Origin of the sequence: Actinomyces procaprae (assembly GCF_004798665.1) — a bacterium.
Classification (GTDB): Bacteria; Actinomycetota; Actinomycetes; order Actinomycetales; family Actinomycetaceae; genus Actinomyces; species Actinomyces procaprae.
The window spans coordinates 668455-694177 of record NZ_CP039292.1 but is presented as its reverse complement, the minus strand read 5'-3'; the positions used below and the strand labels follow the sequence as shown (position 1 = coordinate 694177).

General features: G+C 68.7%; 19 protein-coding genes. 13 read left to right on the top strand and 6 right to left on the bottom strand.

The annotated features are described in order from the left end of the window. Positions 1-44 precede the first annotated feature (44 nt). Genes E4J16_RS02630 through E4J16_RS02610 form a run of 5 tightly spaced genes read right to left on the bottom strand, consistent with a single transcriptional unit; the run spans position 45 to position 5596 of the window. A complete protein-coding gene (locus E4J16_RS02630; protein ID WP_136313187.1) occupies positions 45-716 on the bottom strand; it encodes a family 16 glycosylhydrolase in 672 nt (223 codons plus the stop codon). Between the two features lie 3 nt (positions 717-719). Then, on the bottom strand, positions 720-2351 hold the full coding sequence (locus E4J16_RS02625) for a glycoside hydrolase family 36 protein (protein ID WP_136313186.1): 1632 nt from the start codon (positions 2349-2351) through the stop codon (positions 720-722). A gap of 5 nt (positions 2352-2356) precedes the next feature. Further along, positions 2357-3697, bottom strand: a complete 1341-nt coding sequence (locus tag E4J16_RS02620; protein WP_136313185.1) for an ABC transporter substrate-binding protein — start codon at positions 3695-3697, stop codon at positions 2357-2359. A gap of 43 nt (positions 3698-3740) precedes the next feature. Next, positions 3741-4655 carry a carbohydrate ABC transporter permease gene (locus E4J16_RS02615; RefSeq protein WP_136194465.1) on the bottom strand — a complete coding sequence of 305 codons (915 nt, stop codon included), beginning with the start codon at positions 4653-4655 and terminating at the stop codon, positions 3741-3743. Between the two features lie 5 nt (positions 4656-4660). Continuing rightward, positions 4661-5596, bottom strand: a complete 936-nt coding sequence (locus tag E4J16_RS02610) for a carbohydrate ABC transporter permease (RefSeq protein ID WP_136194464.1) — start codon at positions 5594-5596, stop codon at positions 4661-4663. 93 nt (positions 5597-5689) lie between these two features. On the opposite strand from E4J16_RS02610, the gene E4J16_RS02605 reads away from it, so the two are divergent. Both E4J16_RS02605 and E4J16_RS02600 read left to right on the top strand, forming a co-directional pair. Then, the gene (locus E4J16_RS02605) at positions 5690-6847 is read left to right on the top strand and encodes an ROK family protein (protein WP_136313184.1); all 1158 of its coding nucleotides are present in this window, start codon (positions 5690-5692) and stop codon (positions 6845-6847) included. 151 nt (positions 6848-6998) lie between these two features. Continuing rightward, positions 6999-8711 carry a DNA repair helicase XPB gene (locus E4J16_RS02600; RefSeq protein ID WP_136313183.1) on the top strand — a complete coding sequence of 571 codons (1713 nt, stop codon included), beginning with the start codon at positions 6999-7001 and terminating at the stop codon, positions 8709-8711. Here the strand turns inward: E4J16_RS02600 and E4J16_RS02595 are convergent. After that, positions 8696-9604, bottom strand: a complete 909-nt coding sequence (locus tag E4J16_RS02595; protein ID WP_240038237.1) for a type 1 glutamine amidotransferase — start codon at positions 9602-9604, stop codon at positions 8696-8698. The genes E4J16_RS02600 and E4J16_RS02595 overlap by 16 nt on opposite strands. 229 nt (positions 9605-9833) lie before the next feature. On the opposite strand from E4J16_RS02595, the gene E4J16_RS02590 reads away from it, so the two are divergent. The 11 genes from E4J16_RS02590 (at position 9834) to hrpA (ending at position 25611) form a co-directional block, all read left to right on the top strand. After that, positions 9834-12029, top strand: a complete 2196-nt coding sequence (locus E4J16_RS02590) for a TPM domain-containing protein (RefSeq protein WP_136313182.1) — start codon at positions 9834-9836, stop codon at positions 12027-12029. Between the two features lie 189 nt (positions 12030-12218). After that, positions 12219-13073 (top strand): PspA/IM30 family protein, encoded by an 855-nt coding sequence (locus tag E4J16_RS02585; RefSeq protein ID WP_136194459.1) that lies wholly within the window; start codon positions 12219-12221, stop codon positions 13071-13073. 257 nt (positions 13074-13330) lie between these two features. Next, positions 13331-14155, top strand: a complete 825-nt coding sequence (locus E4J16_RS02580; protein WP_136313181.1) for an alpha/beta hydrolase family protein — start codon at positions 13331-13333, stop codon at positions 14153-14155. Positions 14156-14396: 241 nt separating this feature from the next. After that, entirely contained in the window at positions 14397-14852 is a 456-nt protein-coding gene (locus E4J16_RS02575) for a PTS sugar transporter subunit IIA (RefSeq protein WP_168709450.1), read from the top strand. Positions 14853-14923: 71 nt separating this feature from the next. Continuing rightward, complete coding sequence (locus E4J16_RS02570; RefSeq protein ID WP_136194456.1) at positions 14924-15232, top strand: PTS sugar transporter subunit IIB; 309 nt, start codon at positions 14924-14926, stop codon at positions 15230-15232. Then, positions 15229-16521, top strand: coding sequence for a PTS sugar transporter subunit IIC (locus E4J16_RS02565; RefSeq protein WP_136313179.1), 1293 nt, complete (start codon positions 15229-15231; stop codon positions 16519-16521). The genes E4J16_RS02570 and E4J16_RS02565 overlap by 4 nt, the downstream gene beginning before the upstream one ends. Next, a complete protein-coding gene (locus E4J16_RS02560) occupies positions 16511-16951 on the top strand; it encodes a hypothetical protein (RefSeq protein WP_136194454.1) in 441 nt (146 codons plus the stop codon). Before E4J16_RS02565 ends, E4J16_RS02560 begins: the two co-directional genes overlap by 11 nt. An 87-nt stretch (positions 16952-17038) precedes the next feature. Continuing rightward, positions 17039-17884, top strand: a complete 846-nt coding sequence (locus tag E4J16_RS02555; protein WP_136194453.1) for a class II fructose-bisphosphate aldolase — start codon at positions 17039-17041, stop codon at positions 17882-17884. A 23-nt stretch (positions 17885-17907) separates the two neighbouring features. Beyond that, on the top strand, positions 17908-18558 hold the full coding sequence (locus E4J16_RS02550) for a P-loop nucleotide/nucleoside kinase family protein (RefSeq protein WP_168708208.1): 651 nt from the start codon (positions 17908-17910) through the stop codon (positions 18556-18558). Then, a complete protein-coding gene (locus E4J16_RS02545; protein WP_136194451.1) occupies positions 18555-20465 on the top strand; it encodes a BglG family transcription antiterminator in 1911 nt (636 codons plus the stop codon). The genes E4J16_RS02550 and E4J16_RS02545 overlap by 4 nt, the downstream gene beginning before the upstream one ends. A 598-nt stretch (positions 20466-21063) precedes the next feature. Further along, the gene (gene hrpA / locus E4J16_RS02540; RefSeq protein ID WP_204519923.1) at positions 21064-25611 is read left to right on the top strand and encodes an ATP-dependent RNA helicase HrpA; all 4548 of its coding nucleotides are present in this window, start codon (positions 21064-21066) and stop codon (positions 25609-25611) included. Positions 25612-25723: the final 112 nt, after the last annotated feature.

Here is a 25723-nt window from a genome sequence, read left to right as displayed (position 1 = left end):
ACCAATGTAGCGCCGCCGCCCTCCCCCCTGCCCGCGCGCGAGGATTAGTAGTCGACCCTGAGGTTTCCGAAGTCCGGCGCCGGACCGTCCGGGTTGTCCACGGTTACGGAGTTCACTCCCGCCGAGAGCCTCGCCTTGATGGACAGCTTGGAGAAGCTGCCGGTGAAGGTGCCGTTCGACACCCCCTTGATCTCGGCCTCACTCCTCCACGCCACCAGCACTCGGAAGCTACGCGGCTCGGCACAGCGGTAGTTGAATGTCAGCGTGTACTCGCCATCCTCCGGAACCCAGACATTGGCCAGGGTGGCGTCGTTCCCCTCCCCGCCCAGCCACCGCGTAACCCACCTGTCGGAGCGAGTCTGGCCACGCAGATAACCGTCCGCGATAGTGAGCTCGTACGGGAGGGCGGGAGTCTTCTGATATGCCCGGAAGTAATCAATATCGAAGTACTTCGGGTACGGCACTGCGGGATCGTAAGGCCCGGTCCACCCTCCCTTGAGATTGTCATAGATTCCCAGCAGGGTCATCATGGGATAGCCCACGGTGACCTGCGTGGACGCCACCGCGGCACCGTCTACCGCAACCGTCATTCCGTGTGCATCCCAATCGAACTCGAAGAGATGGAAGTCATCGGCGAAGCTGGCTCCATTCGGCAGCGCGAACGACTGCTTGACCGGGAACAGGCCGACGTAATCCCTCCATGTATGTATGACCACTTTTCATTTGGCCAGGATCCGGTCGCTGACGCGTGAGCGGGGATTGATCCAGGGCTCGAAGTCGATGCCGCGTCCGTCCACCTCGAAGCAGTACCTGCCCGTGCGCCAGACCTTCGGTTTCGCCAAGGCACGGATACAAAGATCGCGCACCTGTCGCCGCTCGGCGTCCGTCAGCCACGCGTCCGGGTCCGAGCAGCCGACGACGCCGGTCACCAGCGCCAGGTCGTGGGTGATGGCGCAGGCCTCGGGGCTGAGGAGCGATCCCCGTGAGCGCGTGAAGGCGACGTCGGGGTCCGTGTCGACGATGCCGCTCAGCCAGTACCTGGCCACTGCTGCGCGCAGGGCGTTGCGCATGCCCGGGCCGCTGGGATCACGCCTGCGTTCGGTGTTGTCCCAGTAGGGGGCGGTGTCGGGACCCACCCGCATGCCGTCCACCACGCCCAGTGACGGGGCGATTACGGCTCCGGAGGCCATCAGGTAGGCATTGGGGGCGGCCTCCCGTATGGCCTCCAGCCCGAGCCGGTAGGCGGCCTCCCGGTCGAGTCGGCGGTGGCGGACTCCACGTATGGCCGCAGCGTTGAGGAAGTCGAGCTTGAGGTAGCCGTACCCCCATCCGGTCACCCGCTCGATGAGCTGCCGGATGTACGCCAGTGCCTCGGGATGGGTGCAATCCAGGGCGTAGTACGGCGCCGCCCAGTTGTAGCCGGCGACCGCGGGCTCGCCGGACTCGGTGTGGACCAGCAGTTGGGGGCGCTCGCGGACGAGCGGCGATTGCGCGGAGACTATGAACGGGGCCAGCCAGAGACCGGCCTCCATCCCGGCGTCGTGAATCTGCTCGGCCAGGACCGCCATGCCCTCGGGGAAGTCCCCGTTGGGCCGCCAGTCGCCCACGGCGCGCTGCCAGCCGTCGTCTATCTGAACGACGCCGTAGCCGTTGGCCGCGGCGGGCAGAATCTCCGCCTCGATCCTCTCGGCGGTGATCTCCTCGAACCACGAGTACCAGGAGGACCACACGGGACCCGGGTCCTCGCGTTGTGCCTGCGCCTCCACGGACAGCCCGACGGAGTTCGCCAGGGCGCGCGTCCAACGTGCGAACACCTCCAGTTCCGGGCCGACGCCGATCCACCAGTCGATTCCGGCCTCTGCGTCGGCGCCCTCGACTACTTCTCCGTAGTCCCCGGCGGCCCGGCCCAGAGTGGTCGCCTCGATTCGACCGGGTAGGACATCAAGGACACCGCTCCTGCCGCCGAGACTGCCCACCAGCAGATACTCCACCTCCCCGGGTGCGTCGGGGCTCTCGGGCAGCTCCACGGCGGTGAGCAGGTAGGAGCGGTGGCGGTCATAGCGGTCGGTCGCGGGGTCCTCCGCGGTTGCCGTGCGCTCGGGGTTCTCCCACACTCTCCAGGGGCGGCGCTCCTGAGACCACCAAGAGGTCGGTGACCATGACGTCCACCCGTGCCGGTAGAGCTCCGCGGTGTCCCGGCCGGGGTGCTCGACCACCAGGGAGCCGGCGGGCAGGACGACGCCGACTGATGGGTCGGCTGTCTGCGGGCTCTGTCCGATGAGGTCGCCCTGGAGGGTCCAGGTGGTGTCTTGACGCGTCAGGATCAGCTGTACGGGCACGGGGGACGTCATGGCTATCACTCCTCCAGCAGGGAGTTGACCTTGGTTGCCAGCTCGGGCAGGGCGGTGGCGGGATCCGCCTCACCGCGCTGGATTCGCTCGATCACGACGTCGGCCTCGGAGTTGATCTCATCGGCCTTGAAGGTGATCGGGTAGTAGGACAGCGCCTCGGGGTCCTGGGCGATGTCGAGGAAGGCGGACACATCGACTCCGGCGTCCTCATGGGCCTTGGCGGCGGCCTCGGACTGCGCCGTGATGGAGGGGAAGACGACGGCCTCCTGGGCGATTACCGACTGGCAGGCCTCGGAGGTGAGGTACTTGACCCACTGCCAGGCCTCATCCTGGTGCTTGGAGGAGGCGGTGATGGAGGGAGCCAGACCGTTGATGATGGTCTTGCGCCCCTCGGGACCCTTGGGCAGCGGGGCGAAGGCGAACTCCTGCGCCTCGGAACCGGCCCAGGTGTTGATCCGCCAGGAGCCGTCGGGAACCAGGGCCGCCTTGTTCTGCTCCATCATTGGCTCCAGCCCCAGGTTTCCGGCCTGCTCTACCGGAGTGACATAACCGGCATCGATTTGCTTCTGCCACCAGGCCATGGCCTCGATCAGCTTGGGCGAGTCGAGGTTGTAGCGGGTCCCGAAGGGATTCTTGTCCAGGTAGTCGAAGCCGTTGGACAGGGCCAGCCAGGACCAGGGGCCCTGACCGACTACCCCACCGCCGGTCTCCAGGCCCCAGCCGTAGGTGGCCACCTTGGTCTTGTCGAAGCCGGGCTCGTCTCCCCGCACGCCGTTCTCGTCGACGGTCAGGCGGGCGATGAGCTTGCCGAAGGAGCCGCCGTCGGTCGGGTTCCAGTCCAGGTCCTTCAGATCGGCTGGATCGACGCCCGCGTCCTTTACGTCCTTTACGTTGTAGACCAGGGCTATGGTGTCCCAGTCCTGGGGGATGCCGTAGGTCTTGCCGTCGTAGTTCCACAGGGAGGCCAGGTCACCGGTGTACTGGTCCAGGTCGATCCCGTCCTTCTCAATGCGATCGGACAGGTCCGCCAGTGCTCCCTTGGAGGCGAGCTCGGGGTAGTGGGCGACGTGGTTGGTGATCACGTCCGGGGCGGTCCCGGAGTTCAGGCCGACGGTGAGGTTCTGCCAGTAGTCGTCCCAGCCCTTCTGATCGATGGTGACGCCGATGCCGGTCTCCTTGGTGAAGGCATCGGCGCACTTCTGGTAGGCCGTCTGCTGGTTGGGGTCCCACAGCGAGTAGACGATGTTCTCGCCGTCGCCGTCGGAGCTGAGCTCCGCCGGGGTGCAGGCCGCCAGCGTCACCCCGGATAGGGCGACGGCGGTCAGGAGCGCAATGGTGCGTTTCATGGTTCTCTCCTTCGAGATGGGATTGGGCGCCGATGGCGCGGTTTCACTTGGCTGAGGTGAGGCTGATGGAGGAGACGAGCTTGCGGCCGAGTACCAGCAGGACGATCAGCATGGGGATCGTCTGCAGGGTGGCTGCGGCCATGAGGCCGGTCCAGTCGGGGCGGGTGGAGGGCGAGCTCTGTTGGAAGACGGCCAGCGCCACGTTGAGCAGGCGGACCCCGTGGTCCTGGCCGATCAGCTGTGGCCACAGGTACTCGTTCCAGGCGAAGACCGCCTGGATAATCGCCACCGTGGTGATCGGCGTGGCAGTCATCGGGACTATCACCTTGCGGAAGGTGGTCCACGAGCTTGCGCCGTCGAGCATGGCCGCCTCCTCCACCTCCCGGGGCAGCGAGAGCATGAACTGGCGTAGGAAGAAGATCGCGAAGGGGCTGACCAGCACGTAGGGGGCGAGCAGGCCGGTGAAGGTGTTCAGCAGGCCCGCGTTCTTGATGAGCACGAAGTTCGGCAGCACGATGAAGATCGGAGGGATCATCATGCCGGTCAGCAGCAGCCCGAACAGCAGGTCCCGTCCGGGGAAGCGCAGCCGGGAGAAGGCGTAGGCGGCCATGGTGGAGGTAGTCACCTGGCCCACGACCAGCAGTGCGGTGAAGATCAGCGAGTTGCGCAGATAGAGCCAGAAGTACATCTTGGCGCCCGACCCGCCGGCGGCGAGGCTCTCCTCCACGCCGACCAGCCCGAGTACCCGTTTGAAGTTGATCAGAGTCAGGTTGCGCGGAATGAGGGAATAGTCGCCGTTGAAGACCTCGGCGTTGGAGATCAGCGCGGTGCGGATCGCCCAGGCGAAGGGCGTCAGCGTAATCAGCAGCAGCAGGATCAGCAGGGCCCAGCCCAGGACTCGGCCGGGGCGGCGCAGCAGGGCGGGCCGACGAGTAACGGTGCGTGCGGTGTCGGTCATGTCATTCACCCCAGATCCGATTCCGCTGCCCGGGAGACCCGCAGCTGGATAAGTGTCATGACCAAGATGATCAGCAGCAGTACCACGGCCATGGCCGCGGCGTAACCCATCTGCCCCTGCTGGAAGGCCTTCTCGTAGATGTAGAAGTAGATCACCCGGGTCGCTCCCACGGGACCTCCTTTGGTTGCGACGGCGACGGTGTCGAAGATCTGGAAGGAGCCGATCATTGAGACGACGACGACCATTACGAGCACCGGTCTGATCAGCGGCAGGGTGACGGACCACAGGGTGCGAGCGGTTGAGGAGCCGTCCAGTTCGGCGGCCTCGTAGACCATGCGGGGGACGGTTTGCATGCCGGCGAATATGAGCAGCGCCGTGTAACCCATGTTCCGCCACGAGTTCACCAGTGCCACAGTGATGATCGCCAGGTCGGGGTTGCCGTAGAAGGCAATGGGGCCCACACCCACGCCGCCCAGCAGGTGATTGAGCAGACCGACATTCGGATCGAGGACGAACAGGGTGATCACCGCGATGGTCACATTGGGCACCAGCCACGGCACCAGCAGCATCGAGCGCACGAGCGTGGAGTGGCTGATGCGCTGCATCAGAAGCGCGATCCCCAGGCCGGCGGCGGTCTGCGTGGTGATGTTGACCAGCACGTAGGTGGCCGTGATCACCAGGCTGTGCAGGAAGTTCTCATCGGCCAGGAGCCGGCGGTAGTTGCCCAGTCCGACGAAGCGGGGCTGCGTGATCAGGTCCCAGTCGGTCAACGAGATCTGCAGTCCGCGCGCCATCGGGATCAGATAGAACACCAGGAAGCCGATGAGCGCGGGCGCGAGGTAGGCGTAAGCGGTCAGCACGTTGCGGCGTCGCCGCGCGGACCGGCTTGCGGACCGCGATACGGGCTCGATCTGAGCTGCGGTATGAGCGAGGTCTGTCATCCTTGAGTCCTCAGGAGGAGTTGTGATGCAACCATTAAAACTATACTTACTTATTAAAGTCAAGTCCGCCACCACCCTTGCCTGGAGCCTGTCGTGAGAGCACCCCGCCGCATCCAACGCCGCGCCAACATGTCTGCCGTCCTGCGCTACTGCCTGGGCGGGCCACAGACCCTGGCGGACATCGCCGCAGGAACCGGTATCACCCGCCCGGCAGCCGAGTCGGTGGTGGCGGATCTGAGCGAGCTCGGCTGGCTGACAGAGACCGCCGTAACCCCCCAAACGCCCCGGCCGGGCAGACCCGCCACTTATGTGGGCCTCAGTCCGGACGCGGGCCATGTGCTGTCCCTGGACATCGGCGCGCACCACGTCACCGCGATGGCCGCCGATCTGGCCGGCACCGTCTTGGTGCGCAGTCGGCGGGAACTGGCCGAGGATCTATCGGCAGACGCCAGATTGAAGGCGTCCACCGAACTCGCCCGCAAGACCCTGTCGCGCGCCGGGGGCGGCCCCCTGTGGACCTGCACTGTGGCCTCACCCGGCGTCGTGCATGACGGGCGCGTGGCCTACTTCGGCGGCTACGGCATGCCCGGATGGCAGGGCATTGAGTTGGATGAGGCGGTCCGCGCCGCACTGGGCTCCAGGGTTCGTAGCGCCGGCGACTGCACGCTGGGAGCACGGGGAGAGTCCTGGAAGGGCGCTGCCGCGGGGGTTGACGACGTCGTCTTCATCCTCGCAGGCAGCCGTACCGGCGCCGCCAGCGTGATCAACGGACGGGTTCACGAGGGCCTCCACGGGGCCGCCGGCCTGATCGGTGAGCTGCCGCAGCTGCGGTGGCGCGAACTGGAGGACGAGACCTTCGCCGACTCCCTTTACGACGGCGCGAGCCCACGCCGCGAGCAACTGTTCGCGTCCGCTCGACGCGGGGAGGCACAGGCATTGTCCGCACTCGACAAGTACGCCGATGTGCTGGCCACGGGAACCGCCGCCATGGTGCTCGCGGTAGCGCCGCAGGTGGTCGTCGTCGGCGGCGCCTTCTCCGCCCAGGCGGACCTGTTCCTGCCCCGATTCACCCGCAAGCTCGGTGAGCTGTGTCCCTTCCCCCCGCAGGTAGCGGCGTCCCGACTGGGCGACGACGCCGTCGTTATGGGCGGCCTCAGACTCGCCCTGGACGACATCCTGGACGGCATCGACTCCATCGTACGCGAGGCGGACTACTTCCCCTCCACCTCACCGGCGAGTCTATGGCAGTAGCCGCACGGCATCGCCGTCGCCCAGGTCAGGATGCCGTCATATCAGCCGATCTCGGCACATAACTCCTACCGATCTCGACGTCGATCCGCCGGCGGTGAAGGCGTCTGCTGGGTCACGGCGGCCGGCGCCGCACCCCTGCGATACTCCGGCCATGTCAGAACCCGGCCACTCCCCCGCCCCGCCCGACGGCCCGCTGATCGTCCAGAGCGACAAGACCGTCCTGCTCGAGGTCTCCCACCCCGCCGCCGCCGACGCGCGCCGGGCCATCGCGCCCTTCGCCGAGCTGGAGCGGGCCCCGGAGCACATCCACACCTACCGGATCACCCCGCTGGCGCTGTGGAACGCGCGCGCAGCCGGGCTGGACGCGGAGACGGTGGTCCATGTGCTGATCACCTACTCGCGCTTCCCGGTGCCGCACTCGCTGCTGACCGAGATCGCCGAGACCATGGGCCGCTACGGGCGGCTGCAGCTGGTGACCGACCCGGCGCACGGCCTGGTGCTGCACGCCATCGACGCCCCCGTGCTGGCGGAGGTCATGCGCTCCAAGCGCACCAAGGGCCTGCTGGGGACGCGCCTGGGGGACGCGGATGTGATCGTCCACCCCTCCGAGCGCGGGCACCTCAAACAGGTGCTGATCAAGCTCGGCTGGCCGGCGGAGGACCTGGCCGGCTACGTCGACGGCGAGGCCCACCCGATCGCGCTCAAGGACTCGGCGGCCGATGTGGCGGCGGGGGTCGAGGGAGCCTTCGCGCTGCGCCCCTACCAGAGCGAGGCGGTCGACTCCTTCTGGGCGGGTGGCTCCGGCGTCGTCGTGCTGCCGTGCGGGGCCGGCAAGACGCTGGTGGGGGCGGCCGCCATGGCCCGCTCGGCCACCACCACCCTGATCCTGGTGACCAACGCCGTCTCCGCCCGCCAGTGGAAGCAGGAACTGCTGCGCTTCACCTCCCTGACAGAGGAAGAGATCGGCGAGTACTCCGGCGCCCGCAAGGAGATCCGCCCGGTCACCATCGCCACCTACCAGGTGCTGACCACCAAGCGGAAGGGCGTCTACCCGCACCTGGACCTGCTGGACGCCCGCGACTGGGGGCTGATCGTCTACGACGAGGTGCACCTGCTGCCCGCCCCGATCTTCCGCATGACCGCGGACCTGCAGGCGCGCCGCCGGCTGGGGCTGACCGCGACGCTGGTGCGTGAGGACGGGCGTGAGGACGAGGTGTTCTCGCTGATCGGCCCCAAGCGCTACGACGCGCCCTGGAAGGACCTGGAGCACCAGGGCTGGATCGCCCCGGCGGTGTGCACGGAGGTGCGGCTGACCCTGGACGCCGGGGAGCGGATGGCCTACGCCACCGCCGAGGCCGACGAGCGCTACCGCCTGGCCGCCTCCAACCCGGCGAAGCTGCGCATCGTCGACGCCCTGCTGGCCCGCCACCCCGGGGAGTCGGCGCTGGTGATCGGCCAGTACGTGGACCAGCTGGAGGAGCTGGCCGAGCACCTGAGGGCGCCGCTGATCACCGGGGCGACGACGGTGCGCGAGCGCCAGCGCCTGTACGAGGCCTTCCGCTCCGGGGAGGTGAGCACGCTGGTGGTCTCCAAGGTCGCCAACTTCTCCATCGACCTGCCCGGCGCATCGGTGGCCGTGCAGGTGTCCGGCACCTTCGGGTCACGGCAGGAGGAGGCGCAGCGGCTCGGGCGGATCGTGCGCCCCAAGGACGACGGCCGGCAGGCACACTTCTACACGGTGATCGCCCGGGACACGGTGGACCAGGAGTTCGCCGCCCACCGGCAGCGCTTCCTCGCCGAGCAGGGCTACGCCTACGAGGTGATCGACGCCGAGGACCTGGAGGGGCTTCAGGCCTCGCGGTAGCCGCTGGCGCGGTGAGCACGAGCCTGCCGCGCCAACACGCGGGCCAGTGCACGGCCGAAGGCCTGCACCACGGGCTCGGCCCGCTCCGCGTCGGCGCGCACGCGCCGCCCGGCCGCCACCGCCTCGGCGGGCAGCTCGTCGTCGGTGAGATCCTTCAGCTCCTCCATGTCGGCTACCGCTCCCAGCTTCCACGCGGTCACGCGTGACTCCACCCGCTCCATCCGCTCGGGCGTGGACTCCGGGTGGTGCTGGAGTGCCAGCAGGCTGCCGGCGCGCCAGGCCTGAACCGGTGCCCCCGCGGAGGACGCCAGCAGGGTGGCCGACTCGGGCAGGCGCACCACGCCGTCGTCGTGGGAGACGAGCACCGGCAGCCGGGTGCCGTCCTGGGTGGGGATGCCTGCCCGCACTGCTGCGCGCACGGCCTCGTCGATGATCTCGGAGAACAGCGGGTCGGTGGCGGCCGCGTCGGTCAGCTCCAGATCCACCACGCCGCGTTCCGTGCCGTGCGGCGACGGGGCGGCGGTGGTGCCGCCGATCGCTTCGGCGGCGATCTGGGCGCCCAGGCAGATGGCGACGGCGGGCAGCCGCGTGTCGACAACACCGTGCAGCAGGTCGCGAAGCGGGGTGATCCAGGGGTAGTCCGCCTCGGCGTGGGCGCTCATGGGGCCGCCGAGCACCACCAGGGCGTCCCCGAGTTCCTCCAGTGCCGGCAGGGGGTCTCCGGCCTCGGGGCGCACCATGCGCACGGTGAGGCCTTCCGCAGCCAGCCATTCGCGCAGGCGGCCGATGGGCGCCTGCGGCTCGGGCTCGACCACCGTGACGATCGGGCCGGTGGTTGCGGGGCCGGCGGGTAGGGCCGCGGCGTCGGCGGAGGTACGGATGGCGTCAGTCATGGGGACATTTGAAACCGCGAGCATCGCCCGCGCAAACCCGGCACCGCGGTTGTGAGCTGCACTACGGCCGGCCCGTCCCCTCTCACCGAGATCGGTAGTTGTTACGCACCGAGATCGGTAGTTGTTACGCACCGAGATCGGTAGTTGTTACGTACCGAGGTCGGTTGATATGGCGCGCCGCGGGCGAAACCGCTTGCCGTTACACCCCTCACCAGGGACGATGTCACCGATGAGATCCATTGCCCGCCCGTTCACGGGCACCACGTCCTTCATCGGCACCCATCGTTCTTGCAGGGCCAACGTCGCCTCAGAGCCCTTGCGCACGCCCGCGGCGCACCGGGCGGGTCGCCTCGCGCTCAGCGCCGCGCTGCTCCTCGGCGCGGCTGCGGCCGGGGCTGCGGCGACGGCGACCGCCGCGCCATATCCCGGGTCTCACGCCTCAGCCGTCCTGTCCACCACCGGCATCGGCGGCGCCGCAAACGCCGCCGTGGCACCGTTCGAGGTGTCAACCCGCATTGCCGACCATGTCACGGACGACGCCGGCATCCTCGACGACGACGCGGCACAGCGGGCAGTCGCACGGCTGGCCGAGGACGGCGTCGGCCTGTGGATCGTCACCATGAGCGATGACTCCCAGAGTGCCGAACAGTACGCCGCCAAGGCCTGGGCGGACTCCGGCCTGGACACCACCGACCTGCTGCTGGTGATCAACCTGCCCGCCGACGGCGCCAACAGCTTCGCCTTCGGCGGCTCCGCCTACGACTCCGTCTGGTCCGAATCCAAGCTCGACTCCGTACGCACCGACGTCCAAAAGGAGCTGACGGATGGCGACTACGACGGCGCGGTCACGGCGATCGCCGACGCCGCCGGGTCCTCGGGCTCAGGCGTCTCCGGCACCGCCCTGGTCCTGGGCCTCGGCGCCGTCTCCGCGGGCACTATCGGCATCGCCGCATACAGCCGCAGCCGCAAGCGCAAGCAGGGCTCCGGCAGGGCCGTCCAGCCCGCCGAGCCCCTGGAGGCGTTGCGCACCCGCACCGGCGCCACCCTGGTGAGCACCGACGACGCCGTGCGCTCCGCCGCCGAGGAGCTGTCCTACGCGCAGGCCCAGTTCGGGCTGTCCGCCACCGATGAGTTCACCGCCGCCCTGGCCACCGCCCAGGAGCAGGTGGCGAGAGCATTCGAACTGCGCGGCCAGCTGGATGACGCCCCTGGCGATGAGGCCCACCAGCGGCAGCTGTGCCAGGAGATTCTGGCGCGCTGCGCCGAGGCCACCACCGCCATCCAGACGCAGGAGGCTGCCTTCAAGGAGCGTCGTGGCATCGAGGAGAACCTGCCGCGCTCCATCGCCGAGACCGCCCAGCGCGCCGACGAGGCCGAGCAGGCCATCACTGCGGCCGACACGCTACTGACCACGCTGCACGCGACCAACCCGGACAGCGCGCTCACCTCCATCGCCGAGGCACCCACACGCGCCCGCAAGCTGGTCGAGGCGGGCCGGACCGCCCTGGAGCAGGCGCGGGCCAGCATGGACGCCGGCAATCAGTCCACCGCCGTCGAGCAGGTACGCATCGCCCAGGCATCGGTCGCCCAGGCGGGCGAGCTGGCCGGACAGGTGCGCGGCGTGCGTGAACGCCTGGAGCGGGCCGACGCCGACCTGGCAGCGGCCATCGCCTCCATCTCCGCGGACCTGGTGGACGCCCAGCGGTTGGCGGGGCAGGTGCCCGCGGCGTCGTTGCAGCCGCTGGTGGCCGACGCCGAGGCGGCCGTGGCCGAGGGCCGCGCCGCTTCTAGTCCCGACGGCGATCCGCTGGCCGCACTGGACCACCTGGAGCGAGCCGAGTCAGCGCTGGACGCCGCCCTGGCGCCGGCCCGGGCGAAGGAGGAGAACGACTCACGCGCCCGCGCCTCCCTGGTCTCCCGCCTGGGACGCCTCAACTCCCAGATCTCGGCAGTGACCTCGTACATAACCAGCTACCGCGGCGCCGTCGGCTCCCCCGCCCGCACCGCCCTGGCCGAGGCCTCCCGGCACGCTGCGGCCGCCACCTCCCTGCAGGGCACCGATCCGACGGCGGCCCTGGCCGAGGTCGCCTCCGGGGAGTCGCTGGTGGCGCAGGCACAGGCACAGGCCGAGGCCGACGTGCGGCGGTCCGGCTCCTGGGGCTCCGGGTCAGGTGGGTCCTCCGGCTCCGGCGGCATTGATCTGGGCTCGCTGGTGCTGGGGGGCATTCTGCTCGGCGGTAACCGCAACTACGGCGGTTGGGGCGCAGGCCCGCGCCCGCCGCAACCGCCCCGCGGCGGCGGTTACCGGGGCGGAGGCTTCGGCGGTCCACGTGGCGGCGGCTTCGGCGGCGGGGGCTTCGGTGGCGGAGGCGGCAGCTTCGGCGGCGGGGGCGGCGGCTTCGGCGGGGGCGGCGGCCGTTTCTGAGCGGGCCAACGGCATTCGCCGCACCTGCGCTCCGCCCTCACATGCGCACGTACCGATGGGGCGGAGCACGGATCCGTCGTCGGCGAAACCGGCCGTGATGAGCCAAAACCGCCACGTTTGCTGGAAGTATGGCTCCGGTAACCGACCCTCCCGGCCAACCTCCGGGATGCTACAACGAAGGGAAACCACATGGCTGAGAAGCAGTCGATCCTGGGCCGCATCGCCCAGCTCACCCGCGCCAACATCAATGCCCTCATCGACCGCGCCGAGGATCCGGAGAAGATGCTCGACCAGCTGGTGCGCGACTACCGGGCCTCGATCGCCGAGGCGCGCGACGCCGTCGCCCAGACCATCGGCAACCTGCGCCTGGCGGAGAAGGACCACGACGCCGACGTCGCCGAGGCCAAGGACTGGGGCAACAAGGCGCTGGCCGCATCCCGCAAGGCGGACGAGCTGCGCGCCGGCGGGGACACCGCCGGGGCGGACAAGTGGGACTCCCTGGCGAAGGTCGCCCTGACCAAGCAGATCACCGCTGAGAACGAGGCCAAGCAGGCCGAGCCGATGATCGCCTCCCAGCAGCAGGTCGTCGACCAGCTCAAGGCCGGCCTGCAGCAGATGGAGGCCAAGCTCGGTGAGCTGCAGACCAAGCGCGACCAGCTGGTCGCCCGGCAGAAGAACGCCGAGGCGCAGGTCAAGGTCCAGGGCGCCATCCGCTCGATCAACGTCATGGACCCCACCAGCGAGCTGGCCCGCTACGAGGACCAAGTGCGCCGCGTCGAGGCGCAGGCCGCCGGGCAGATGGAGATCGCCGGCGCCTCCCTGGAGGCCCAGTTCGCCGAGCTGGAGTCCTCCGACCAGCAGCTGGAGGCCGAGGCGCGCCTGGCGGCGCTCAAGGCCGGCGGCAACACCGCACTGACCGGGGCTCCCGCCCCCGCGCAGATCACCGACGGCGACGTCGACGCCGCGTTCGCCGCGCTCAAGGCTGAGGGCGCGCAGCAGGCCGAGGAGACCCCGGACGACGAGGACGAGCAGTCCTCATACTGAGCCGCGTACTCGTGCGGCCGTCACGTTGCGGACGACTCGGCGCCCGTCCCGTTCGCGGGGCGGGCGCCGACGCATGCACCTCACACGCACGACTTCGGCTGTACGAATGGGCCCGAGGCCGCGCAGGCCTCCACCTCCTGGTATCGGATCGGGTCGCAGCTGACGCCGAGTCCGCACCATCACGCTGCCAGCGCAATCAGCCCGGCCACAGCCCCTGCGGTCGTGACTTGCAGCGGGCCGTGACCTAGTTTGAAGCCATGGCGAACCTGCGCATCGACACCGCACGCGGCATCAACCTTGCCGCGACGATGCACCTGCCCGACGGCGCCGCACCCTTCGACCCCGACGTCTTCGATGAGGAAGCCGTACGCTCCGGGCGTGCCGTCCCCCCACGCGAGGAGGGCATCGTCATCCTCGCTCACGACTTCCTCACCGACCGGCACGGTCTGGCGCATCGCCTGGACAAGCTCGCCGAGCAGTACCGCCGCGCGGGCCTGGCCACGCTCCAGTTCGACTTCTCCGGCCTGGGTGAGTCCGACGACGACGTAATCACCCTGGCCGGCGAGATCGAGGATCTGCAGGCCATCTCAGCCTGGCTCGCAAACCGGGGCTACGTCCGCCAGGCCATCCACGCCAACGGCTTCGGAGCCACTGCGGCACTGCTGGCCCGCCCCGCTCAGGTGCGCACTGCGGTGGTAGTCGGCGCCGTCGTCGGCCCGCAGTCGATCCTGTGGGAGAACGTCTTCTCCCCCGAGCAGCTTGACGAACTGGACCGGCATGGGCTCACCCGCCTGCCCGATGACAACCCGAATGCCCGCCAGTGGGACGTCGTCAGCAAGGAGACACTTGCCGACGTCTCACTGCAATCACCCGAGAAGACCATGGCCGACCTGCCCTGGCCGATTCTCATGCTGCATGGTGGTCTCACCGATGAGCTACCGGACACGGCGCAGGCCGCCACCGAGGCATTTCCGCTCCTTCCGGAGGGAAGCCGACTGTGCCAGGTGCAGGCCGACGGCGACGCGGCCGCCGAGGAGATCGCGCGCCTGAGCACCGAGTGGGTTACCCGCCGCCTGCGCTGACCCCTCTCCTCGCCGAGGTCGGTAGAAACAACCACCGAGGTCGGTAGAAACAACCACCGAGGTCGGTAGATACAACCACCGAGGTCGGTAGATACAACCACCGAGGTCGGTAGCAACGGCAGGAAGCGGGGGCACCGGCCCGCTCCGCCGCTTTCCGCCAAGCTGCGCCCAGGCGGAAAAACCTCTGTTGGCGGGCTCACACATGCTCCTCCGATACTCGTGCTCACGGAGGACCGGACACATGAGCACAGCACTGACCGACTTGATCACCGATGACCGCGTCGTCATTCACAGGGACGTGGCGACTTGGCAGCAGGCGATCGCCGCCGTCGCCGAGCCGCTGCTGGCCGACGGCTCCATCACGGACGAGTACGTCGAGGCGATGATCGACGCAGTGCACCGCTTCGGACCGTACATCGTGCTCTCACCGCACCTGGTTCTGGCCCACGCCCGCCCCGAGGCAGGAGTGAACCGGCAGGCAATGAGCGTCATGACTCTGAAGCACCCCATCAGCTTCGATCACCCAGAGAACGATCCGGTGGACATCGTCTTCTGCCTGGCCGCCGTTGACGCCGACTCCCACATCCAGGCGCTCAAGGAGTTCGTGGTGATCGCAGGGGATCGTCCCTTGCAGGAGCAGCTCGTCGCCGCCGCCACGATCCAGGAGTTCCAACGAATCCTCCGTCGGGAGGGATGAGGCCCAGGCCGCATCCGCCATCCGAATCCCCAAGCCTCCCACCGCCGGTCAAGACACAAAGGAGTATCCAAATGACCAGACCACTCGACATCTGCTTCATCTGCGGAGCGGGGCTGGGAAGCAGCCTCGCCTGCCAGATGGAGGCGGAAGAAGTCCTCGCCGCCGCGGGCATCCGCGCCAACTTGGGGCACGAGGCCATCTCCGGCATCCCGGGTGTACGCGCAGACATCATCGTGTCCGCCGAGAACTTCAAGCCCACCATTGAGAAGTACGAGCTCGACCCCGATATCACGTTCGTCTTCCTGAAGAACATCGTGGACAAGACCGAGATCGCTGCGAAGCTACTCCCGGTCGTACAGCGCAAGGGGGCGCAGTCATGAGTGTCATCAACTGGATTATCAACAACGTCCTCACCCAGGCCGGCATCATCATCGGCCTGATCGCCATGCTCGGCCTGATCCTGCAGAAGAAGGGCGTGGGCGCCGTCGTCATCGGCACGTTCAAGACGATCCTGGGCTTCTACGTACTGTCCGCGGGATCCGCCGTGCTGGTCACCACGCTGACCTACTTCGGGGTGATGTTCCAGGCGGCATTCCACACCACCGGGATCGTGCCCAGCATTGAGGCCGTCAACGGCTACGCCACCAACAATCTGGGACTCGGCGGGCAGATCGCCCTGGCCTTCCTGGGCATCTTCATCGTCAACATCGTGCTGGCACGGTTCACCCCCTGGAAGTACATCTTCCTCACCGGGCAGGCGCTGCTATGGATGTCCACCATGACCGTCATCTTCGGCTATGCGGCCGGCCTGCGCGGGGCCTGGCTGATTCTAGCCGCAAGCCTGGTGGGCGGATTCTTCTGCGTGGCCATGCCCGCTCTGGCACAGCCCATCGTGCGTCGCATCACCGGCAATGACGCAATCGCCCTGGGGCACTTCTGCACCATCGGCTACCTGGTCGAGGCGGGAGTCGCCTGGCTCGTACGTAAGCGCAACGTCGAGAAGCAGCCCTCCACGGAGGACCTGAAGCTGCCCCGGTCGCTGGAGTTCCTGCAGGACACCTACATGTCCCTCGCAGTAGTCATGATCCCGCTGTTCCTCATAGTCGCGGCAGTCGCCGGCCCCGAACCCGTGGCCGAGGACATCGGCACCATGAACTACATGATGTACGCCTTCTTGCAGGCCATCCAGTTCGTCGTCGGCGTCTACGTACTCATGGCCGGCGTGCGTTTGCTGCTGGGGGAGATCGTGCCCGCCTTCCGCGGCATCTCCATGAAGCTCGTGCCCGACTCCAAGCCGGCGCTGGACTGCCCCGTACTGTTCCCCTACGCGCCCAACGCAGTGGTCATCGGCTTCATCACGACGACGATCGGCACCCTGATCGCCATGGTGGCCCTGCCCGCGATCGGTTTCGCCGTGATCGTGCCCGGCATGCTGACCAACTTCTTCGCCGGCGGCACCGCCGGCATATTCGGCAACACCGTCGGCGGGCGCCGGGGCGCCATCATCGGAGGCGTGGTGCACGGCTTGTTCATCACGCTGCTTCCGGCGCTGCTGGTGACCACCTTCATGAACCTGGGATTCCCCAACCTGTCTGCAACCGACGTCGACACCATCACCGCCGGCCTGTTGTTCGCCTACATCGTCCGCCCCATCATGAATGCGTTCTGAGGACACCATGGGACTGTTCAGCAGAAAACGCCGTCAGCACCCCGCCGCCAAGAACTCATCAGCGCCCGTCTCCGCCCCCGACCGTGCAATGTCCGACGCCGAGCAAGTCGGAGACTTGCAGGAACGCATCACTGCGCTAATGAGTCGACTGGAGGAACAGGCAGACCCCGAGGAGCGGGTCAAGCTCCTGAACGAGCTCGGCGGGCTCCAGCAAGAGGTTGGCGACACCGACTCCGCCATCAGCAGCTATGAGGCCTCAATGGCCATCCGCGAGCAGTTCGGCCCTGCCTACAACGGCCTGCTCTCGCTCTACAACGAACAGCTCAGGACTGCCGCGAAGGCACGCGACGACGCCGCGATCCAACGGTGGACGGACAGGCTCGACGGCTTGACCGCCCTTTCCAAGCGCGTCATGCGCTCGCAGTTCTAGCCGTCTCCGCCGGCCCCTTCCCACACACTCGGCGGCCGGCCTGGCGCCTTCGCCCCGCACCCCCAGATTCGAAAGGAACTAGGAGACATGTATCTCCCCATCACCCCAATGCTCGCCGAGGCCAAGCGCGTCGGCTACACCATCGGCGCCTTCAATGCCCACAACCTGGAAATGGTCCCGGCGATGATCCGCGCCGCCCGCGACCTCGGCTCCCCCGTCATCATCCAGACCTCCCCCGGCACCGCCCGCTACGTGGGCATGAAGAACCTGGTGGCGGTCTGCCGGGCAATGGCGGAGGACGAGATCGTCGACGTCGCCCTGCACCTGGACCACGCCACCGACCTGACCGATATCCGTGACGCGATCACAGCCGGATACTCCTCCGTCATGTTCGACGGATCCCAGCTGCCCTTCGCCGAGAACGTGGCCAAGTCCCGCCGCGTCGTCGGCTTCGCGCACGAGCACGGCGTCTCCGTGGAGGCGGAAATCGGCACCATCGGCGGCACCGAGGAGGGCATTCGCAACCGGGAGGGCAGGTACACCCAGCCGGAGGAGGCGCAACGATTCCTCGCCGAGGTCGACTGCGATGCGCTGGCCGTAAGCATCGGCACCAACCACGGCCAGTTCAAGTCGAAGACCAAGATCGACCTGGACCTGCTCGGCCGCATCAACGACGCCGTCGACGTGCCCCTGGTGGTGCACGGCGGCACGGGCGTAGACGAGGCGGACTACCCCGAGCTGACTGCCAAGGGCATCCGCAAGTTCAACGTCGGCACCGAGCTGCTGGTCGGATGGACTCGCAAGGCGCAGGAGACGTTCGGCGCCACCAGGGTCAACAACTCGCTGCGCAACAACATCGTCCCGTGCAATGACGTTGTCGGCGACGTCGTCGCCCACAAGATCGCATTGTTCATGGGGCGCCGAGCCGAATGATCCCTATAAGCGGTGACGCGACGATGAGCGGAACAGTCCTCGTCCTGGTTGCGGGTCCACCCGGGACCGGTAAGAGCCGCCTATGCGCTCGTATTCAGGAGCGCTTCCCCGGATGCGCGCAGGTGTCCATCGATGACATCAAGGAGCGCCTGTGGGAGGAGTATGGGTTCGACGACATCGAGCAGAAGCAGGATCTGGAGCGCAAGGCGCTCGGAATCTTCTTCAATGAGATTGACGCTGCCCTGAACCGAGACACCCGCAGTAGCGACGCGGGAGGCGGGTCCGCGCCTCCGCTGGTTCTGTCGGACTATCCGTTCAGCGCCAAGCAGCTGGGAACACTGAAGGCGCTGTGCAAGCACCACGGCGCCACCGCGTTGACGATCCGCCTGACCGCCGACCTGGCGGTGCTCTTCGAGCGGCAACGAAGGCGGGACCTGGATCCTGCACGGCACCTGGGGCACATCGTCGTCCGCTACCACCCCGGCGACACGCTGGAGGATCGGTCCTCTGCCACGGGGCTGCTTACCCGGGACGAGTTCTACCGGCGCTGCACCACACGCGGGTACGACACCTTCCAGCTCGGTGACCTGCTTGAAGTCGACGCAACCGACCTGGAGGCAGTCGACTATGAGGAGATCCTTAGCTGGATCGCCGCCCGGAGCTTGGCGCCATGACGGATTTTGAGGACCTGCTGCAGGTCCTCCAGGAGGAACCACGGCCGTTCCCCTCCTCCGAGCTGGCGGCCAGACTGGCGGTTTCCACGCGCACCATACGTAACTACGTGACTGCCGCGAACAGCCACTACGGGAAAGTGGTCAGCTCCTCGCACTCCGGTTACCGCCTGGACGCGGGCGCACTGGCGCACGCACGCGCGAAGAGCTCAACAGTCGGGTCCCGGGGCGAAGGCCCCGAGGCCCGACTGGTCCGGCTCCTGCGCGCGCTGGCCGCCGACCAGGGGCCGGTGAGCGTATTCGACCTGGCGGAACGACTATGCGTATCCGACTCCACGATCGAGGGCGACCTGGGTAAGGCGAGGGCGCTGGTAGCGCAGTTCGGCCTGCGCCTGGTCCGTAAGCATGATCTCCTGACCCTGCAAGGGAAGGAGTCGGATCAGCGTCGGCTCATGCGCCATGTCCTCACCGGGGCAGCCGCGCACAGACGCCAGTTCATCGACGTCGCGGCGGTCGCCCACCAACTGCGTGAGCCCGAGCTGCTGGGGTTCAAGAAGCGTTTGCGCAACGTGCTCAACGAGTTCCAACTGTCCGTCAACGAGTGGGCCGCGGATGAACTGGTTGCACATATCGCCGTCATGGTCGACCGAGTGCGTCAAGGGCATTCGGTCCAGGATTCGCTCCTGGCGGCGGATGACGCACTCGCACCGGTTTCGCATGCGGTCAGCGAACTCATTGCGGAGGTATTCGGCGTACGGGTGCCGGAGCGGGAGGTCGCCTACCTGGCGCTCCTGCTGCTTACCAAGGCCACACCCATGTCACCGGAGAATGCGGGCAGCCCCGAGGTCAGGGCGTTCCTTGACCAGCACTACATCACGCTGGTCACCCGGATCGTGGAGCGTCTCAACCACAACTACCTGGTGGACTTGGCCGACGAACGCTTCATCGCCTTCCTCGCCCTACATGTACGTAGCCTGGTGCAACGGGCCTCGCACCACGATTCCGAGCGGATGCCTGTGGGGCAGTCGGTGAAGAACACTCATCCGCTCGTGCACGAGCTCGCGGTTTTCATCGCCCGGCAGATCGAGCGGGAGACGGGTATCGAGGTAACCGAGGACGAGATCGGCTTCATCGCCTTTCACGTGGGCGGTCGCCTGCTGACCATGCACGCGGAGGACGACGAGGTGAGCGTCGCCGTTGTCGTCCCCCGCTATTACGACGTCCACGTGCCCCTGACACGGGCCGTTGCGGCCGCAGTCACCGGAAACGGGCGGGTGGATCGGGTGATCACCGAGCTTGAAGACGTCGGCCCCGACCTGCCCGCCGATCTCATTGTGACAACGGTACCGCTGCCGCTTACGCCCGATGTGCCGGTGATCCGGACGGGGCTGCTGCTCACCGACGCCGACTTGGAACGAATTCGGGAGATGACGGCGAATATTGCTGCAGGCCACAAGCGTTTCAAGGCTGCGGCCTGGCTGACCACGGTGATGGAGCCGGAGTTGTTCACGCGGATTCCGGGCGGGCAGGGCCGGGACGGCGCGTTGGCAACGGCGGCGGGACTCCTGGCTCGGGCGGGTGCTGTTGGGCCTGAGTTCCTGGGCCAGGTCAGGGAGCGTGAGCGGTTGTCTCCTACCTCTTTCGCGTCTGGCGCTGCGATTCCGCACACGATTGAGATGACTGCTGCGCGTACTGCGATTGCGGTGTGCCTGGCTGATCGGCCGATCGACTGGGACGGCATGCCGGTCAGGCTCGTCGCCATGCTGTGCCTGTCGGCGGACAGTCGTGACTCCTTCGGGGATGTGTTCGACGCCGTGATCAGGGCGTTAGTGGATCCGGCCAAGGTAACCCGTCTCGCTGCGGTCGACTCCTATGACGCCTTCGTCGCCGCCATGCTGGATGTGCTGTAGCGCCGCTCACGCTACGGGGCGCGGTGGCTGTCGCCCAGGTGTCACTGGTTGCACCACTTTACCTGCCCGCACGCGAGCCGCCTTGGGCAAATCGTTGAAATTATGCGGTTGTGTCGGCCAAGTTCCCGGCGTGTCCCGGCGAAAGTGGTGCAATCTGTGACAGCTGGGGCCACCATCGGATGCTCACGGGCTCTGCGCGTTTGCGGGTGTGGTGGTGCGGGCCCGCGCCACCGGGGCCGTGGAGGGAGATGGCGTTGGGAACGCCTGTTCGGAGTTTCCTATGCCGGTTAGACCTGCGCTGAAGGCTCCGGACCCCCTCAGCAGACCCCTAGCCCGCGTACAAGAGCACGATCCGGCGTAGTAGACGAGTTCGATCACGGAGGTCAACGCCTCCTCGAGCATTCGCACGCGTCCGGCGCGAGGACATCACGCGCAACGAGGACGATGTCGGCTCCTCCACCCAATATCTACCGACCTCAGCACGTAACAACTACCGACCTCAGCACGTAACAACTACCGACCTCGGCACGTAAGATCTACCGACCTCGGTGAGGGGAGGGGAGGGGACGATCAGGGATGGGGGACAATGGGCGGCCTGATGAGTGACAACGAGCGACCAACCCGGCGCGCTGACCGCCCTGAGGCCGGCAGCAACAACGGCGGTGGCAGGCGTGGGCGGCGTTCCCGGGGCCCGCGCCCGCGGCGCGACCAACACAAGTGGCAGGGCTTCACCCCCGAGCAGATTGAGGCCCGCCGCGCCGCCGTCCCGGTGATCACCTACCCCGAGGAGCTGCCCGTCAGCGCCCGCCGGGAGGAGATCGCCGCAGCCATCCGCGACAACCAGGTGGTGATCGTGGCCGGGGAGACCGGCTCCGGCAAGACCACCCAGCTGCCCAAGATCTGCCTGGAACTGGACCGCGGCATCACCGGCATGATCGGCCACACCCAGCCGCGCCGCATCGCCGCACGCTCGGTGGCCGAGCGCATCGCCTACGAGCTGGCAACCCCCATCGGCCCCGACGGCGTGGTCGGCTACCAGGTGCGCTTCACCGAGGAGACTGGCCCCAACACGCTGGTCAAGCTCATGACCGACGGCATCCTCCTGGCGGAGATTCAGTCCGACCCGCTGCTGCGCCGCTACGACACGATCATCGTGGATGAGGCGCACGAGCGCAGCCTGAACATCGACTTCATCCTCGGCTACCTGGCTCGGCTCCTCCCCCAGCGCCCGGACCTGAAGGTCATCATCACCTCCGCCACCATCGACTCGGCGCGCTTCGCCACCCACTTCGGCCAGACCGCGCCCGGCGCGCAGGACGCTCCGCGCGCCGGAGGCGGCCGCGCCGACGTTGCCGCCCACCCCGGCATTTCCAGCCACCCGGGCCCCGCCCGCGTGCCGGCGCCGGTGATCGAGGTGTCCGGGCGCACCTACCCGGTGGAGATCCGCTACCGGCCGCTGGTGCCCGACCTCGACGACCCCGACGGTGCCGAGGCCGATGCCACCGGTTCCTCCGCCGCCGCCCGGGGACGGCAGGGCACCGGGGCGGCGCAACCCGCGCCGGAGACCGAGCGCGACCAGGTCACCGGCATCCTCGACGCCGTCGACGAGCTCATGGCCGCCGGCAGCGGCGACATCCTGGTCTTCCTGGCCGGGGAGCGGGACATTCGCGACACCGAATCCGCCCTCATCGACCACCTGGGCCCGCGCTACACCCCGCACGGGCGCACCTCCACCCCCGGCGCGGTCGAGGTGGTGCCGCTGTTCTCGCGTCTGTCTGCCGCCGAGCAGCACCGCGTGTTCGAGGCGCACACGTGTCGGCGCATCGTGCTGGCCACCAACGTGGCCGAGACCTCCCTGACCGTGCCCGGCATCCGCTACGTGATCGACCCGGGGCTGGCGCGCATCTCCCGCTACTCCAACCGCACCAAGGTGCAGCGCCTGCCGATCGAGCCGATCAGCCGCGCCAGCGCCAACCAGCGCTCCGGACGGTGCGGGCGCGTCGCCGACGGCATCGCCATCCGCCTGTACTCCCGGTCCGACTTCGAGTCGCGCCCGGAGTATACCGAGCCGGAGATCCTGCGCACCTCGCTGGCCTCAGTGATTCTGCAAATGGCGGCGCTCGGCCTGGGCGACGTGCAGGACTTCCCGTTCCTGGATGCCCCCGACGCCCGCGCCGTGCGCGACGGCATCCAGCTGCTCGGCGAGATCGGCGCCATCGAGTCGGCCGACGGCGGAACCGGTCGACGGCGTCGGGGCGGCCGGGGCGACGGCGTCCGTGGGCCGCGGCTGACCGAGGTGGGTCGGCGCCTGGCCCGGCTGCCCATCGACCCGCGACTGGGGCGCATGCTGCTTCAGGCCGGTGAACTCGGCTGCGTCAGCGAGGTCATGGTGATTGTGGCAGCACTGTCCATGCAGGACGTGCGCGAGCGCCCGGCCGACCATCAGGAGGCCGCCGATGCCCTGCACCGGCGCTTCGCCGAGCCGACCAGCGACTTCCTGACCTACCTGAACCTGTGGCGCTACCTGCGCACCCAGCAGCGCGACCTGTCCGGCTCCGCCTTCCGGCGCATGTGCCGCGCCGAGTTCCTCCACTACCTGCGGGTGCGCGAGTGGCAGGACGTGTACAACCAGCTGCGGCAACTCGCCCGCCCGCTGGGACTCGCCGCCGCCCCGGTGGACCTGCCCACCGCGAGCGCTGTGCGGGCGGCCGCCGCCGGCCTGGAGCCGGGCACGCAGGCGGCCACCATCGCCCACGGGGATGTGGCGGCAGCCGTCGTCGCCCTGGGGCGCAGCGCGGACACACCCAGCGCGGACGCCATCCACCGCTCTCTGCTGGTGGGGTTGCTGTCCAATGTGGGCACCTGGGATGAGCGCCGCCGGGAGTATGCGGGGGCGCGCGGCAGCCACTTCGTGGTCTGGCCGGGCTCTGGTCTGCGCCGCAAGACCTATGACTGGGTGATGACGGCGGAGCTGGTGGAGACCTCCCGCCTGTTCGCGCGCACCGTCGCCAAGGTGGATGCCCGCTGGATCGAGGAGGCGGCCGGGGCGGCCGGGCTGCTGCACCGGGTGTACGGGGAGCCGTACTGGTCCACGCGCCGCGGCGCCGCCATGGTGCACGAGAAGCTGCTGCTGTACGGGATGACCCTGGTGGCCGACCGCCCGGCCACGCTCGCCTCGGTCGGCACCGCCGACGCGCGCGAGTTGGCGCGGGAGATGTTCATTCGCTCCGGGCTGGTGGAGGGCGGCTGGCACGCCCGCCACGGCTTCGTGGAGCGCAACCGGGCGCTGCTGGAGGAGCTGGCCGACGTCGAGCAGCGGCGCCGCGAGCACGGGCTGCTGGCCGGCGACGAGGCCCTGTTCGACTTCTACGACGACCGCCTGCCCGACGACGTCTATGGGGCGAACGACTTCGACGCCTGGTGGAAGCGCGAGCGCCGCAACCGTCCGGACCTGTTCGATTTCACCCGCGAGCTGCTGCTGCCCGGCGGGGACGACACCGCCGGCTACCCCGACGCCTGGGTGCAGGGCGACCTCACGCTCGGCCTGGAGTACGTCTTCGAGCCGGGCACCCCGGGCGACGGCGTGAGTGTGCTGGTTCCGGTGGAGGTGCTGGGGCGCCTGGAGCCGACGGGATTCGACTGGCTGGTGCCGGGGCTGCGCCCCGAGCTCGTGGTGGCCACCATCCGTGCCCTGCCCAAGCGGGTGCGCCGGACCCTGGTGCCGGCGCCCGACGTCGGGGCTCAGGTGTGGGAGGAGATCCGCCGGGACGTCCCCGGTGCGGCCGGAGGCGCGGGGGCGCCGTCGGCGCCGGAAGTTCCCTTCCGGGAGGCCTTCACGGAGGCGGTGGCGCGCCTGCGGCAGGTGGAGATCACCGAGGCCGACTGGGAGGAGGCCGCCGCGCGGCTGCCCGCGCACCTGCGCATGGCCTTCGTGGCCGTGGATGGGGCCGGCCGGGAACTGGACCGGGATAAGGACCTGGTGGTGTTGCAGCGCCGCCAGGCCGGGCGCACCGAGGCGGCCGTGCGCGACGCCGTGCATGGCGCCATCGCCCAGGCCATGGCCGATGCGCAGCGTTCCCAGGGGCGGCGTCGCGGCGGGCGCGGCAAGCGCCGCAGCCAGGGCGGCGTCGCTGCGGGCACGGTCGCGCCACGGAACCAGGGCGGGGTCACGTCCGCGGCGGACGGCAGGGGGACCCGCGCCGTCGGGCCGGGCCTGGCGGAGCGTGCGGGGCTGACGGACTGGCCCAAGGGCGTCACCGGCCTGGAGGGCCCGGAGCGCTCCACGATTCCGGCAACGATCGAGACCCCGGGCACGGCCGGCCTGGTGGTGCGCGGCTACCCGGCGCTGGTGGCTGTGGGGGCGCGGCGTGCGGATCTGCGGATCCTGCCCGACGCCGTCGCCCAGGAGCGCGCGCACGGCGCCGGGGTGACGGCGCTGGCGCTGGCGCGTACCGCCCTGCCCACGGCCCGCATCACCTCCCGGTGGAACCCCACGGAGACGCTGACGTTGGCGGCCAGCCCCTATCGGAGCACCGAGGCACTGGTGGAGGACATGCAGCTGACGGCCGCGCGGGTGGTCGCCGGCCGGTGGGCCGCGGCGCGGCACACACCCCTGGCCGGTGTGCGGGAGCAGACCGTGTTCGAGCAGCTGGTGGCCACCATGCGTCAGGAGCTGGAGGACGAGGTCTACCGCGTGGCGCAGGTGTCCGCCAAGACGCTCGCCGCCCAGCGGGAGGTCGAGCGGGAGGTGTCGACCCACACCTCATTGGCGCTGCTGAATACGCTGCAGCAGGTGCGCGAGCATGCGGCGGCACTGGTGTACGACGGTTTCATCGCCGACACCCCGCCGGAGCAGCTGCGGCACCTGCCCCGCTATTTGCAAGCGCTGGCAATGCGCGTGGGTAAGGCGGAGTCCTCCCCCAGCCAGGATACGGCGCTGGCCTACCAGGTGGAGCAGGCCGAGCGGCTGTTGGCCGATGCCCGGGCCCGGGCCGCGGCGCTACCGACGGATCCCGAGCGGGAAGCCGTACTGGTCGAGGCGCGCTGGCTGATCGAAGAGCTGCGCGTGAGCCTGTTCGCCCAGACGCTCGGCACCGCCCGCAAGGTCAGCGTGCAGCGCATCGGCAAGCTGCTCGCCAAGGTGTGACGCCGACCCACCGGGCCGCCCGGCAACCCCTCCAGCCCACCGAGATCGGTCGAAGTAACCGTCGAGATCGGTCGAAATAACCGTCGAGGTCGGTCGAAGTGGCATGCCGAGG

Excerpts from the sequence above, each read along its gene's own strand:
- E4J16_RS02625 (WP_136313186.1), bottom strand. The coding sequence starts at position 2,351 with ATGACGTCCCCCGTGCCCGTACAGCTGATCCTGACGCGTCAAGACACC.
- E4J16_RS02620 (WP_136313185.1), bottom strand. The coding sequence starts at position 3,697 with ATGAAACGCACCATTGCGCTCCTGACCGCCGTCGCCCTATCCGGGGTG.
- E4J16_RS02615 (WP_136194465.1), bottom strand. The coding sequence starts at position 4,655 with ATGACCGACACCGCACGCACCGTTACTCGTCGGCCCGCCCTGCTGCGC.
- E4J16_RS02610 (WP_136194464.1), bottom strand. The coding sequence starts at position 5,596 with ATGACAGACCTCGCTCATACCGCAGCTCAGATCGAGCCCGTATCGCGG.
- E4J16_RS02600 (WP_136313183.1), top strand. The coding sequence starts at position 6,999 with ATGTCAGAACCCGGCCACTCCCCCGCCCCGCCCGACGGCCCGCTGATC.
- E4J16_RS02595 (WP_240038237.1), bottom strand. The coding sequence starts at position 9,604 with ATGACTGACGCCATCCGTACCTCCGCCGACGCCGCGGCCCTACCCGCC.
- E4J16_RS02590 (WP_136313182.1), top strand. The coding sequence starts at position 9,834 with ATGAGATCCATTGCCCGCCCGTTCACGGGCACCACGTCCTTCATCGGC.
- E4J16_RS02585 (WP_136194459.1), top strand. The coding sequence starts at position 12,219 with ATGGCTGAGAAGCAGTCGATCCTGGGCCGCATCGCCCAGCTCACCCGC.
- E4J16_RS02580 (WP_136313181.1), top strand. The coding sequence starts at position 13,331 with ATGGCGAACCTGCGCATCGACACCGCACGCGGCATCAACCTTGCCGCG.
- E4J16_RS02575 (WP_168709450.1), top strand. The coding sequence starts at position 14,397 with ATGAGCACAGCACTGACCGACTTGATCACCGATGACCGCGTCGTCATT.
- E4J16_RS02570 (WP_136194456.1), top strand. The coding sequence starts at position 14,924 with ATGACCAGACCACTCGACATCTGCTTCATCTGCGGAGCGGGGCTGGGA.
- E4J16_RS02565 (WP_136313179.1), top strand. The coding sequence starts at position 15,229 with ATGAGTGTCATCAACTGGATTATCAACAACGTCCTCACCCAGGCCGGC.
- E4J16_RS02560 (WP_136194454.1), top strand. The coding sequence starts at position 16,511 with ATGCGTTCTGAGGACACCATGGGACTGTTCAGCAGAAAACGCCGTCAG.
- E4J16_RS02555 (WP_136194453.1), top strand. The coding sequence starts at position 17,039 with ATGTATCTCCCCATCACCCCAATGCTCGCCGAGGCCAAGCGCGTCGGC.
- E4J16_RS02550 (WP_168708208.1), top strand. The coding sequence starts at position 17,908 with ATGAGCGGAACAGTCCTCGTCCTGGTTGCGGGTCCACCCGGGACCGGT.
- E4J16_RS02545 (WP_136194451.1), top strand. The coding sequence starts at position 18,555 with ATGACGGATTTTGAGGACCTGCTGCAGGTCCTCCAGGAGGAACCACGG.
- hrpA (WP_204519923.1), top strand. The coding sequence starts at position 21,064 with ATGAGTGACAACGAGCGACCAACCCGGCGCGCTGACCGCCCTGAGGCC.